The sequence below is a fragment of the Streptomyces canus 299MFChir4.1 genome (genome assembly GCF_000383615.1).
GTDB lineage: Bacteria > Actinomycetota > Actinomycetes > Streptomycetales > Streptomycetaceae > Streptomyces > Streptomyces canus_C.
On the sequence record NZ_KB911583.1, the window covers coordinates 440,601 to 453,094 of the forward strand.

Genomic DNA, 12,494 nt, shown 5'->3' on the forward strand with positions numbered 1-12,494 from the left:
ATGACCGACCAGTTCAACGCGTACCCGGCGACCGGCGGGGTGGCGCCCGACCGCTGGGCGAGCGCGCTGCACCTCTTCGACGACGGCGTCGGCGTGCCGCACGAGGAGACCGCCGCCGAGCGCTGGGAGCGGGCCGGGCTGCTGTTCGAGGCGCGGGACTACAGCGGTGCCGCGAAGCTCCTGGCCCAGGTCGTCGAGGAAGCCCCGGAACAGACCGGCCCCCGGCTGCTGCTGGCGCGCGCCTACTACCACTCCGCGCAACTGCGCCGTGCGGAGGACCAGTTGCGGGTGATCGTCGAGCGCGATCCGGTGGAGCACTACGCCCACCTGATGCTGGGACGCACTCTGCAACGACTGGGCCGTCCGGAGGAGGCGGCGCCCTGGCTGCGGATGGCCGGGGCGTTCGCGGGGGAGTTTCCGGACGACGAGTGAGCGGTTGCCCGTGGGCGAGAGTGACGGATGCAATATCCGGCATGATCACTTAGGTGAGTGCGGCCCGGCCGGTTCGGATCGGCGTTCTCGTACCGCTGACGCGGCGACCGGGATCCGGCGGAACCCGGCCGCTTCCGGATGCGGCACACCGGCTGAGAGCCGAGCCGGTGCCGGGTCCGTCCCGCGAGGCGGAGAGGCGGGCTTGGGCCGGTCAGTCGGCGGGCTGCCACAACTCGACGCGGTTGCCCTCCGGATCGGTGACCCAGCCGAACCGACCGACACCCTCCATGTCCTGCGTCTCCTCGGCCACGTCGGCTCCGCCGGCGCGCAACTGCGCGAGCATCGCCTCCAGGTCGCGGACCCGGAAGTTGAGCATGGTCTGCTGGGTGCGGGACCCGAAGTAGTCGGTCGCGGACTCGAACGCCGCGAACACCGTGGGCCCGGGTTCCTGCTCCCACAGGCCGTTCTCGTCGGCCTCCAGACCCAGCTGGTCGCGGTACCACGCGCTCAGGGCCACGGGGTCGGCTGCCCTGAGGAAGTACCCGCCGATTCCAAGCACACGTTCCATGCCGGCCATCCTGCCAGGAGGGCGGATCCGCGGCTCGGCATCTCCGGAACCGTGGAGGTGTCGTGGTGGGCGGTCCGGCCCTCACGGGCCGTCGACCGGCGCCCGCGCGTCCAGGAGTCCCCCGCCCCGCAGGTCAGCTGTGCCGGGACCTGCGCGCCGGACGCCACCGTGGCAGCGGATCCCGCTGTCCCGGGCCGCCTCCAGGGCGCCCGCGGCCGCCTCGTCGTCCAGCGGTGCGAAGAGAGCCCGCCGAGCGGACCGCCGCCGAAGCCCAGCCCGTGACGCGCACATCGGTCTTCCCGAGCCGGTTCCGCCAGGCGATCTACCGGCGCAGGGGTTCCTTCACCTGTCGTTCCAGGCCTCGTACCCGCGGGCGGTGCCCTCGGGGAAGCCGGTGTCCGCGTAGGCCGCCAGGGCCATGGTGTCGACGTCGGACTCCGTTTCCGTTCCTCGATAGGTGATCGTGTCCGGGAGCATCGCCAGAGCCGTCGCCCCCTGTCCCTCCTCGGACGGGCGCAGCTGGACGCGGATGCCGTGCCGGTCCGCGAGCCGGCCGACCACGTACAGGCCCATGCGCTGGGAGATCGCCGCGTCCACGGTGGGCGGCTCGGCCAGGTGGTGGTTGATGTCGGCCAGCTCCTCCGGCGGCAGCCCGATGCCCCGGTCGTGGATCTCGACCATGATCCGGCCGTCGGGCAGCCGTGCCGCGGTGACCCGGACCCAGGACTGCGGCGGCGAGAACGTCGTCGCGTTCTCCAGGAGTTCGGCCAGCAGGTGTACCAGGTCGGTCACCGCGCGGCCGTGGATCTCGGCTTCCGGGACACCCGACAGCTCGACCCGCTCGTACTGCTCGACCTCCGAGGCCGCGGCGCGGATCACGTCGACCAGGGGGAGTGGCTGGTCCCACTGCTGCGCGGGGGTCTCGCCGCCCAGCACCAGCAGGTTCTCGCCGTTGCGGCGCACGCGGGTGGCGAGGTGGTCCATCTTGAAGAGGTTCTCCAGCTGGTCCGGGTCGGCCTCCTTGCCCTCCAGGTCGGTGATCAGGGCGAGTTGACGCTCGATCAGCGACTGGTTGCGGCGGGCCAGGTTGCTGAAGATCGTGTTGATGTTGGCGCGCAGCAGGGCCTGTTCGGCGGCGAGCCTGACGGCCTCGCGGTGCACGTGGTCGAAGGCGCGGGCGACCTCGCCGATCTCGTCCGTGGTGGTGATCGGGATCGTCGCCACCTGGGCGTCGACCCGGCCGGGGATGGCCCGGGTGAGCTGGGTGAGCAGCGCGGGAAGACGCTGCTGGGCGATCTCGTGGGCCGAGGCGCTCAGCCGTCGCATGCTGCTGCTCATCGTCCGGGCCACCCAGGCGGCGAGCAGGAACGCGGCGAGGACCGCGGCCAGTACCAGAGCGGCGTTGAGGACGGCGTCGTTGCGGGCGTCGTCGGCGATGCTGTGGGCGTCCGCCAGCGCACTGTCGGTGAGGTTCACCTCGACACCGCGGTACGCGTCGAAGCTGAGGGTGGAGGCGGCGAAGAACGCCTCGGGTGTGATGCCCTGCGCGGCCAGCCGCGCCGCCGACTTGCCCGAGGCGATCTCGCCGGCCATCTTCTCCAGGCTCGGCGGGGCCACGAAGGCCCTCCCCGCCGCCTCGGCCTGCGTCCTGGCCTTCTCGGCCTGCTCCCTGCCCAGCTTCTCCGCGTCGGACAGCGCCTTGCGCAGCCGGGTCATGTCCCCGGCGGTGCCGGCGCCGGCGTACTCCTGGAGCGCGACCTGTTCGAGATAGACGTAGGAGCTGAACGAGCCGAGCTGGGCCTGGAGTTCGCCCGGGGCGAGCTCGCCGCGGTCCTCGACCAGGAGATGGGTGCCGATCGCCCGGATCAAGGACTCGGCGGCCTGGGTGAGGGAGACGGCGTACAGGGTGCGGCCGAAGCTCGCCTGGTTGCTGCTGCCGAAGCCGAGCTCGTTGGAGAGCTCCATCAGCGGGTGCTGGACGGCGTGGTAGCTCTCCTCGGTCTGCACGCCGGTCAGCCGGGAGGTGAAGGCGTTCGCGCGCACGGACGCGAGCTGCTTCTCGCCGATGCGGACGAGTTCGACCCGGCGCAGCAGTCCGGCGGCCTGCGGCATCCGCTCCACCGCCGCGTCGAACGTCCTCGCGTCCGTGTCGGTGACCGCGCGGGCCTTCGCGACCACGCTCGACGTCCGGTCGCCCTTGACCAGGGGGATGACCGACACATCGCGCTCGTCGATGGCGTCGCTGGCGTACTTGTTCGCCGCCTGGACCAGTCCGGCCACGCGGACCGCGTCGTCGGCGTCCTGCCAGGTGTCCACGGAGCGCTTGACCCGGATGCCGCCGAGGACAAGGGCCACGATCACCGGAATGAGGAGGATGGCCTGGAGTTTTCTGGCCACCCGCCAGTTGCGGGTTCCCCAGCCCCGGCTGGCGGCGGTCGGTGTGTTCGACAAGATGGCCTCACGGTTCTGGTTCGCCTCGCGTCCACCCCTAAGAACGCGGCGCACCGGGGTGGTTGTTCAGATCGGCCCACTGACGGCCGTTTCGTCCACGTCGGATGCCGCCCCACTGTCACAGATTCCGTCGCTGTCCTGTCCTGCTTGGGGAATCCCGAACACAAGGAGGAGACAGAGATGAAGATCGTCGTCGTCGGAGGTACGGGCCGCATCGGGTCGCAGGTGGTGAGCCTGCTGCAGGACCGCGGTCACGAGGTCGTGGCGGCCGCGCCCAGCACGGGTGTCGACACCCTCACCGGGGAGGGCCTGGCGGAGGTGCTCAAGGGCGCGGACGTGGTCGTGGACGTGGCGAATTCCCCGTCCTTCGAGAAGGAGGCCGCCCTCGACTTCTTCACCCGCGCCATGCGCAATCTCACCGCGGCGGAGCGCGAGGCCGGTGTCCGCCACCATGTGGCGCTCTCCATCATCGGCGTCGACGAGGTGCCCGAGCTGGGCTACTACCTGGCCAAGGTCGCCCAGGAGGAGGCCGTGCGCGCGAGCGGCGTGCCGTTCAGCATCGTGCGGGTCGGGCAGTTCTTCGAGTTCGTCGCGCCGGTGATGGACCTGACCACCCAGGGCCAGGAGGTGCACCTGCCCTCCACGCAGCTGCGCCCGATCGCCGCCGCGGACGTCGCCGCCGTCGTCGCCGAGACGGCCCTGGGCGAGCCCGTGAACGGCCTGCGCCTCAAGACGGGCCCCGAGATCCACCGCCTGGACCGGCTCGCGGAGATCACCCTGGCGGCGAAGCCGGACGGCCGCTCCGTCGTCACCGACGAGAGCGCCGGCATGTTCGCGGGCATCCCGGACGGCGTCCTGACCGGCGACGACACCGTGGACACGGCGGCCACCCGGTACGAGGACTGGCTCAAGCGGGACTGACCCCGCACCGCGGACCGGACCGGCTCCGCCGCGAGGGCGCCGACCGGGCCGAGGAGGGCCTTCGGCGGCTCGGTCTGCGGGCCGGCAGCGCCGAGGCCCCAGGAGTGAGGCACCGCTCCTGACCCGAATGCGCCGGGCCGGCTGAGGAGTGTGCTGACGGCGGCCGGCCACCGAGGGCTCGGACGACACGGCCCCGCGGCGGCCGCACAGAGGCTAGGGCCCCTGGCGTACGAGCCGGTCCGACGACCGCTCGTACGCCTGGAGCTTCTCCGGCGCCAGCACCCAGTACAGGCCGTCGATACCGTCCGCCCCGACCGTGGCGCTCACCAGGCCGACGGTCTCCCCGTCCTTGCGGATGAGCAGGCTGGGCAGACCGTTGGCCTCGGCGAACGCGAACTCGGCCCCCGGGATGAGCTTGTCGACGAAGGCGCTGATCCTGGCCACGCGGCCCACGCCCACCACCTCCACGCGTGCCACGCCGCGCAGCCCGTTGCCGTCCGCGTAGGCGACCACATCGGCCGACAGCACGCTCTCCAGAGCCGCCACGTCACCGTGCTGCGCCGCCGCGACGAAGGCGTCGAGCAGCCGGCGGTGCTCCTCCGTGTCGACGGGCCCCCGGCGCTCGGCGGACAGTCGCTTGCGCGCCCGGCTGACGATCTGCCGCACATTGGCCTGGGTCAGCTGCACGATGCCCGCGATCTCGTCGTACGGGTAGTCGAACGCCTCCCGCAGCACATAGGCCGCCCGCTCCAGGGGATTCAGCTTCTCCAGGACCAGCAGCACGGCCAGCTCCAGGGCCTCGCCGTGCTCCGCGCCGACCTGCGGATCCACACCGGTGTCCACGGGCTCCGGCAGCCAGGGACCGACGTACGCCTCCCGGCGCACCCGCGCCGACTGGGCCACGTTGATCGCCAGCCGCGTGGTGATCTTCGCCAGGAACGCCCCGGGATTGAGCACCGTGCTCCGGTCGGTGTCCTGCCACCGCGGCCACACGTCCTGCACCACGTCCTCGGCCTCGGACACACTGCCCAGGATCCGGTACGCGATCCCGAACAGCCGGGGACGCAATCGCTGGAACGCGTCCGCCTCCTCGTCGAGAGAGCCGTCGGCGGGCGGTGGAAGCTTGTCCATGGTGCCGATGCTACGGCTCAGTGGCGTGGGGAGCGGCGGACCGTCAGGACGGCGACGTCGTCGTGCGGGCCGCCGTGGCCGGCGAACGTGCGGGCGTCCTCGTGCAGGGCCTGCGGCAGCTCGGTGGGGGAGAGGCCGACGTACTTCGACAGGCGTTCGTCCACGGGGTAGAAGGTGCCGTCGTCGGAGCGGGTCTCCGTCAGGCCGTCGGTGCTCAGCAGCAGCGTCGCGCCCTCGGCGAAGTCGAACCAGCCCACGGTGGTGGGCTCGTGGGCGAGCTCGGCCAGGCCCAGCGGGACGCCGGGATCGAGTTCGGGAGTGCTGACCGTCCCGTGGTGCAGCACATGGGGCAGGACGTGTCCGCAGTTGACGGCCTGCACCTCGGTCTCCGCGTCGACGCAGATGATGAGGGCGGTGACGAAGCGTTCGTCGTCGCCGGTGTGGGCGGCATACGAGTTGTGCCGTACGACGGCCGCGTCCAGGACGTCCACGAGCGCGGTGAGGGTGGGTTCGCGGAAAGCCGCCTCCCGGAAGGCGCCGATGACGGCGAACGCGGTGCCCACCGCGGCGAGCCCCTTGCCCTGCACGTCCCCGATCAGCACCCGGGTCCCGAACGGCGAGTCCACGACGTCGTAGATGTCCCCGCCCACCAGCCGCTCCTCCTGGAGCGGCTCGTAGACGCCGTTGACCAGGACGTCGTCGGTCACCAGTGGGAGCGGATGCAGGATGTGCCGCTGCATGGCCGCGGCGGTGGAGCGCAGGCGCAGCATCGCGTCCTCGCGTCTGATCCGGCGATGGCATCCGTAGACGGAGGTCGCGGCCAGGGCGACGGTGAACAGGATCAGCAGGAGCCGGTCGAACCAGTGGCCCCCGTCGCGGTTCCGCACCAGCACGCTGGCGGTGACGACGACGGTCGTCCACACGGCGACGAAGGTCGTCTGCCGGACCGTGCCGAGAGCCGAGGCGGCGCCCGGCAGGAACACCAGGAGCCCCAGGAGCCACACCTCGGACCCGGACAGCACGCCGAGGACCTCGACCAGGGCGGTCACGCTCACCACTCCGGCGACCAGTTCGGCGTCGCCAGGAGGTTCGATGGCGTCGAAGGTGTCGCCGGGTCTCTTGCGGCGGCTACCGGTCATGCGCGCTCCCGGGCAGGTGGTGATCTACCTCTACGGTATGCAGGCCAGCTCCGGCCTTGCGCGGCGCCCCGCCGATCGGGGCCCTCCGCCAGCGCTTTTCTCGTGTGCGGCGGAGGCGGCCGGTACCCGTACCGGGTGGGTGCGGTCCACCACCGCGGCGGCCCTCCCCGCCGATCACGGCGGGCGACCCCCGGCTCGAAGTCGAGCACGGTCGACCCCGGAGGCTCAGCCCTCGTACTCCCGCAGTTTGCGGTACAGCGTCGCCCGCCCGATGCCGAGTGCCGCCGCCGCGCGGGACTTGTTGCCGCCGTGGCGGTGCAGGGTCTCCAGGATCGCGGCGCGCTCGGCGTGTTCCATCGGGCTGAGCGGACGGGCGGCGGGGCCCTCCCGCACGCTGTCCGGGAGTTCGGCCCGGCGGACCGGTCCCGAGACCCGCCGGTGTTCCGCCAACGCCTGGACCACATGGGCCAGTTCGGTGACGTTCCCGGGCCACGGATGCTGTTCGAGCGCGCGCAGGGCGTCCAGGGTCCAGGTCAGCGGAGGGCTTCCCGGTGCGGGGCGCGGCGTGAGAGCCGACAGCAACTCCCTGATGTCCTCGGTGCGTTCCCGCAGCGGCGGCAGTACGACCGTGCGGGCGGCCAGCTTGTCGAGGAGCCGCTGGAGACAGGGGCCGGGCGCAGTCCCCGGGGTGTGGGTGATCAGCAGCCGGGCGTCCGGGTGCGTGTCGAGGAGGGAGTTGAGCGTGGCCACGGCGGGCTGCGTCAACCGCTCGGCGTGCCGGAGGACCAGGGGGCTTCCGGCGGCCCATTCCGCCAGGTCCCTTTCGAGCCCGCCGTCCTCGGCCGCGTCGACCGGGTGAAGGTCTCCCGGTCCCAGCAACTCCCTGGCCAGCGCGGTCTTCCCCGTCCCCCGTTCACCGGTCAGCAGCACGGGTTCGGGGGAGCGGGCCAGTTCGGCGGCGCGCTCCACGGCGTACCGCCACGGAAGGGAGGAGCCGGTCAGGCGGGGCAGCGGGCGTGGCCGGGGCCGCGGGGTGCCCTCTTCCCGGGGCTCCAGGACGGCCACGATCCCCAGGACCGCGCCCTCCTGACGCACCAGGTCGATCCGGGCGCTGCACCCCGCTCCTTCCGGCAACTCGGCGATCGCCGGCGCATCCGTGTGCCGTGCCGCCGTCGCCGTACGCTCAAGAACCCGGAGCACCTCCTCAGTCGCCAGCCGCTCCGCCGCCGCGCTGATCAGGCGGTTGCGGCCGTCCAGCGCGGCCACCGCGCGGCGCTCTCCTCGCGTGGCGCGCAAGTAGGCGTCCAGAAGCACCTGTTCGGGCCGTCCCGCGCGGGCCAGCAGCGCGGCCTCGACCGCGGCGGCGGCGGCCTCGGCGAGCGCCGCCTGCGGGTGGGGCGGGCGTCCGCCGCACAGGTGTGAGGCGACGGTGAGGGTGCCCAGTGCCTGACCGCTCTTCGGCGCGAGAACGGGGACGCTGACCGCCGACACGTCCTGCCACACGTCGAGGAAGTGCTCTGGCCCGTGCACCTCGGCACGGCGCCGGCTGCGCAGGGCGAGGGCCGCGCTGTTGTGACCGACCTCCTGCTCCGACAGTCCCGGGCACGGGGCGAGCCCGGGCGTGCTCCCGGACGTCCACAGCACGCGCAGCCGCGCGTCGGTGAGAAGGAGGACGGAGTGGCCGGGGCCCAGCGCGGGGGCGATCCGTTCGAGGACCGGACGGGCGGCGCCGAGCAGCGCCGACTCGACCGGCCGGGGCGGCTCGGCGGCGGGCCCCTTCAAGTCGTGCGGCACCCCGAAGAACCGGGCCCGCCGCCACGCCGCGAGGACCTCCTCCGGCACCCCGTCGGGCAGCGGGCGCCCGGCCAGGAAGCGCTCGCGCGCCACTCGCAGCGGTGGGCGGGCGTGTACTGCGGGGGAGGGCTCTGTGGTGGTCACGGCCCACCCACCGTATCGGGTTCAGTTGAACGGACAACGACCACCCCGGGCGCCCCCCTCCGCGCCGGCACGCCGACCACCCCACGCAACCAATTGACTCGTTTTGAGACACCCGCACCCCGCCGAACCCCACCATGATCAATACTGTCCGCCATCCGTGAGCCCCCGCCAGGAGTGCCCCGTGTCCACCGTCGTCGAGACCGACGTCCTGATCGTCGGCAGCGGGCCGGCCGGAGCCTCGGCCGCGCTCGCGCTGAGCACCTACGGCGTGCCCAACATCGTCGTGACCCGCTACGCGAGCCTCGCAGACACCCCCCGCGCGCACATCACCAACCAGCGGACGATGGAGGTGCTGCGCGACCTCGGCGTGGAGCAGGACGTCATCGCGCAGGCGACCCCGCAGCACCTGATGGGCAACACCACCTTCTGCACCAGCCTGGCCGGGGAGGAACTGGGCCGGGTGCGCTCGTGGGGCAACGACCCGCTCGTCCAGGCCGCCCACGAACTCGCCAGCCCCACCCGCATGTGCGACATGCCGCAGCACCTCATGGAGCCGGTCCTCGTCGACGCGGCCGTCGCCCGCGGCACCAGCCTGCGCTTCCAGACCGAGTACCTTTCCCATGTCCAGGACGCCGACGGCGTGACGGCCACCGTGCGGGACCGGCTGCGCGGGGACACGTACGAGATCCGCGCGAAGTACCTGATCGGTGCGGACGGCGGCCGTTCGAGGGTCGCCGAGGACGCCGGGCTCCCGATGAGCGGGCAGATGGGTGTGGCCGGCAGCATCAACATCGTCTTCGAGGCGGATCTCGGCAAGTACACCGCCCACCGGCCCTCCACCCTCTACTGGGTCCTCGCCCCGGGCGCGACCGTCGGCGGCATCGGCGCGGGCCTGGTGCGCTGTGTGCGGCCGTGGAACGAGTGGATGATCGTGTGGGGGTACGACGTCACGGCGGGCGCCCCCGACCTGACCACCGAGTACGCCGAGTCCGTCGTACGGCAGCTGGTCGGCGACGACGAGATCCCCGTGACGATCAAGTCGTCCTCGGCCTGGACCGTCAACGAGATGTACGCGCAGACCTACTCCGCCGGCCGTGTCTTCTGTGCCGGAGACGCCACCCACCGCCATCCGCCGTCCAACGGCCTCGGCTCCAACACCTCCATCCAGGACTCCTACAACCTCGCCTGGAAGCTGAAGCTCGTCCTCGACGGCACCGCCTCACCGAAGCTCCTCGACACCTACACCGCCGAACGCGCCCCCGTCGGCAAGCAGGTCGTCACCCGCGCCAACCGGTCCATCGGCGAGACCGCCCCGATCTTCGAGGCCCTCGACGGACTCTCCCCTCAGACCCCCGAACAGCTGTGGGCCAACATCGCCGCCCGCAAGGACGCCACCGAGGCCGCCGAGAAGCAGCGGGCCAGGCTGCGTGAGGCCATCGCCTTCAAGGTGTACGAGTTCAACGCGCACGGCGTCGACCTCAACCAGCGCTACACCTCGGACGCCGTCGTCCCCGACGGCACCCCCGAGGAGAGCTTCGCGCGCGACCCCGAACTCCACCACCAGCCCACCTCCCGCCCCGGTGCCCGCATCCCGCACGCCTGGCTCACCTCCGGCACCCGCACCCTCTCCACCCTCGACACCGTCGGAAAGGGCCGCTTCACCCTGCTGACCGGCATCGGCGGCGAGGGCTGGATCCGGGCAGCCGAGGCGCAGGACGTCGAGATCGCCACCGTGGTCGTCGGTCCCGGGCAGCGGTACGAGGACCCGTATGGCGACTGGGCGCGCCTGAGCGAGATCTCCGACGCCGGCGCCCTGCTCGTACGGCCCGACGGATTCGTCGCCTTCCGCCACGCGACCGCCGCCCCGGACGCCGAGGCCCTGCTCGCGGACGCGCTGCGGCGGATCCTCGGTCACGCCTGAGAACGCGCGACCATGGCAGAAGCGGAACGCCGTCGAGCACGAGGAGCCGGGATGACCAGCGACGCGATCGGAACCAGCGTCACCGAGGAGGCCGTCGCGAGCCTCCACGCGACCACCGATCCACGACTGCGCGAACTGCTCGCCTCTCTGATCGGTCATCTGCACGACTTCGTGCGCGAGACCCGGCTCACCCAGGAGGAGTGGGAGCGGGCGATCGCCTTTCTGACCGCGACCGGGCAGACGTGCACCGACACCCGGCAGGAGTTCATCCTCCTGTCGGACGTCCTCGGGCTCTCCATGCTCGTCGAGACCGTCAACGGCGACCGCGCGCAGGGCGCCACCGAGTCCACCGTGCTCGGCCCCTTCCACATGACCGAGTCGCCCGTCCGGGAACTCGGCGACGACATCGACCTGGTGGGCGGCGCCGAGCCCTGCGTGGTCAGCGGCCGGGTGCTGTCGGCGGACGGCACCCCGCTGCCCGGCGCCGTCCTCGACGTCTGGCAGGCCGACGACCGGGGCTTCTACGACGTCCAGCAGCCCGACGTGCAGCCCGCGGGCAACGGACGCGGACTGTTCACCGCCGACGCCGAGGGCCGCTTCTGGTTCCGCACCTGCGTCCCGGCGCCCTACCCGATCCCCACCGACGGCCCGGTCGGTGACCTGTTGCGCGCGACCGGCCGGCACCCCTACCGGCCCGCGCACATCCACTTCATCGTCGGAGCCGAGGGCCACACCCCCGTCACCACCCACATCTTCGTCGCGGGCAGCGACTACCTCGACTCCGACGCCGTCTTCGCCGTGAAGAAGAGTCTGGTCCAGGACTTCGCGACGACCGACGACCCTTCCCTGGCCGCGGAGTTCGGCATGCCGAGCCCCTTCCGGCACGCCCGCTTCGACCTCGTACTGGAGCCGAACGCATGACGTTCATGGGCGACTTCACCTACGAGAGCCGTCCCGTGCGGGTCGTGTTCCGGCCGGGCGCCGCCGTGACCGCGACCCCCGCAGAGGTCGAACACCTGGGCCTGCGGCGGGTCCTGGTGGTGTGCGGCAGCCGGGGCGAGGCCGTCGCGCGGGCGGTGGCGGACGCGCTCGGCGACTCCTGCGCGGGGCTGCACGCCGAAGCGCGTATGCACGTACCCGTCGAGGACGCGGACCGGGCCGTGGCGGTGGCCCAAGAGGCCGGGGCCGACGGTGTCGTCGCGGTCGGCGGCGGCTCCTCCATCGGCCTCGGCAAGGCGATCGCCCTGCGCACCGGACTCCCGCTGATCGCCGTGCCGTCGACCTACTCGGGCTCCGAGATGACCCCCGTCTGGGGTCTGACCGAAGGCGGCGCCAAGCGCACCGGCCGCGACCCGAAGGTCCAGCCCCGCAGTGTCGTCTACGATCCCGAACTGACCCTCTCCCTGCCGGTACCGCACACCGTGACCAGCGGCGTCAACGCCCTCGCGCACGCGGTCGAGGCGCTCTACGCTCCGGACACCTCGCCGCTGATCGCGCTGATGGCCGAAGACGGCGTACGGGCGACGGCCGAGGCGCTGCCACTGCTGGCCGTCGACCCCGAGGACCTGGAGGCGCGCAGCCGGGCGCTGTACGGGGCGTGGCTGTGCGGGGCGTGCCTCGGGGCGACGACGATGGGCCTGCACCACAAGCTGTGCCACGTCCTGGGCGGCACCTTCGGCCTGCCGCACGCCGAGACCCACACGGTCGTCCTGCCGCACGCGCTCGCGTACAACGCCCCCGCCGCTCCCGACGCGTTGACCGCGCTGGGCCGGGCACTCGAGGCCGACGACGCGCCAGGAGCCCTGTGGGACCTGGCCGGACGCCTGGGCGCCCCGCGCTCCCTCGCCGAACTCGGGCTCCGGGAGACCGACCTGGCTCAGGCGGCCGTACAGGTGGCGGGACAGCCGTACGCCAACCCGCGTCCCGTGACCGCGGAAGGCGTGCGGGAGGTGCTCCAGGCGGCCTACGAGGGCCGTCGACCGTGAGTCCCGCA

General features: G+C 72.4%; 10 protein-coding genes. 5 read left to right on the top strand and 5 right to left on the bottom strand.

Features of this window, described 5'->3' with window-relative positions:
- Positions 1 to 432 carry a tetratricopeptide repeat protein gene (locus H293_RS0106085; protein WP_020116993.1) on the top strand — a complete coding sequence of 144 codons (432 nt, stop codon included), beginning with the start codon at positions 1 to 3 and terminating at the stop codon, positions 430 to 432.
- A gap of 211 nt (positions 433 to 643) precedes the next feature.
- Here the strand turns inward: H293_RS0106085 and H293_RS0106090 are convergent, their stop codons facing one another.
- Both H293_RS0106090 and H293_RS0106095 read right to left on the bottom strand, forming a co-directional pair.
- Complete coding sequence (locus H293_RS0106090; protein WP_028807592.1) at positions 644 to 1,000, bottom strand: VOC family protein; 357 nt, start codon at positions 998 to 1,000, stop codon at positions 644 to 646.
- A gap of 342 nt (positions 1,001 to 1,342) precedes the next feature.
- Entirely contained in the window at positions 1,343 to 3,451 is a 2,109-nt protein-coding gene (locus H293_RS0106095) for a sensor histidine kinase (protein ID WP_020116995.1), read from the bottom strand.
- A 180-nt stretch (positions 3,452 to 3,631) separates the two neighbouring features.
- On the opposite strand from H293_RS0106095, the gene H293_RS0106100 reads away from it, so the two are divergent.
- A complete protein-coding gene (locus H293_RS0106100) occupies positions 3,632 to 4,372 on the top strand; it encodes an SDR family oxidoreductase (RefSeq protein WP_020116996.1) in 741 nt (246 codons plus the stop codon).
- A gap of 213 nt (positions 4,373 to 4,585) precedes the next feature.
- Here the strand turns inward: H293_RS0106100 and sigJ are convergent, their stop codons facing one another.
- From sigJ to H293_RS0106115, 3 genes are all read right to left on the bottom strand, one after another.
- The gene (sigJ, locus tag H293_RS0106105) at positions 4,586 to 5,503 is read right to left on the bottom strand and encodes an RNA polymerase sigma factor SigJ (protein WP_020116997.1); all 918 of its coding nucleotides are present in this window, start codon (positions 5,501 to 5,503) and stop codon (positions 4,586 to 4,588) included.
- Positions 5,504 to 5,520: 17 nt separating this feature from the next.
- A complete protein-coding gene (locus H293_RS0106110) occupies positions 5,521 to 6,642 on the bottom strand; it encodes a PP2C family protein-serine/threonine phosphatase (RefSeq protein WP_020116998.1) in 1,122 nt (373 codons plus the stop codon).
- Between the two features lie 225 nt (positions 6,643 to 6,867).
- Entirely contained in the window at positions 6,868 to 8,580 is a 1,713-nt protein-coding gene (locus H293_RS0106115; RefSeq protein ID WP_028807594.1) for a sigma-54-dependent Fis family transcriptional regulator, read from the bottom strand.
- A 181-nt stretch (positions 8,581 to 8,761) separates the two neighbouring features.
- Between H293_RS0106115 and H293_RS0106120 the strand changes: the two genes are divergently transcribed.
- The 3 genes from H293_RS0106120 to H293_RS0106130 are packed head-to-tail and all read left to right on the top strand — an operon-like array spanning position 8,762 to position 12,486.
- Positions 8,762 to 10,501 carry an FAD-dependent oxidoreductase gene (locus tag H293_RS0106120; RefSeq protein ID WP_020117000.1) on the top strand — a complete coding sequence of 580 codons (1,740 nt, stop codon included), beginning with the start codon at positions 8,762 to 8,764 and terminating at the stop codon, positions 10,499 to 10,501.
- Between the two features lie 51 nt (positions 10,502 to 10,552).
- Positions 10,553 to 11,422 (top strand): intradiol ring-cleavage dioxygenase, encoded by an 870-nt coding sequence (locus H293_RS0106125; RefSeq protein ID WP_020117001.1) that lies wholly within the window; start codon positions 10,553 to 10,555, stop codon positions 11,420 to 11,422.
- Positions 11,419 to 12,486: a maleylacetate reductase gene (locus H293_RS0106130; RefSeq protein ID WP_020117002.1), complete on the top strand. Its 1,068-nt coding sequence runs from the start codon at positions 11,419 to 11,421 to the stop codon at positions 12,484 to 12,486. The genes H293_RS0106125 and H293_RS0106130 overlap by 4 nt, the downstream gene beginning before the upstream one ends.
- Positions 12,487 to 12,494: the final 8 nt, after the last annotated feature.

Coding starts and splice junctions, on each gene's coding strand:
- H293_RS0106110 (WP_020116998.1), bottom strand. CDS start 6,642: ATGACCGGTAGCCGCCGCAAGAGACCCGGCGACACCTTCGACGCCATC.
- H293_RS0106130 (WP_020117002.1), top strand. CDS start 11,419: ATGACGTTCATGGGCGACTTCACCTACGAGAGCCGTCCCGTGCGGGTC.
- H293_RS0106085 (WP_020116993.1), top strand. CDS start 1: ATGACCGACCAGTTCAACGCGTACCCGGCGACCGGCGGGGTGGCGCCC.
- H293_RS0106125 (WP_020117001.1), top strand. CDS start 10,553: ATGACCAGCGACGCGATCGGAACCAGCGTCACCGAGGAGGCCGTCGCG.
- H293_RS0106090 (WP_028807592.1), bottom strand. CDS start 1,000: ATGGAACGTGTGCTTGGAATCGGCGGGTACTTCCTCAGGGCAGCCGAC.
- sigJ (WP_020116997.1), bottom strand. CDS start 5,503: ATGGACAAGCTTCCACCGCCCGCCGACGGCTCTCTCGACGAGGAGGCG.
- H293_RS0106100 (WP_020116996.1), top strand. CDS start 3,632: ATGAAGATCGTCGTCGTCGGAGGTACGGGCCGCATCGGGTCGCAGGTG.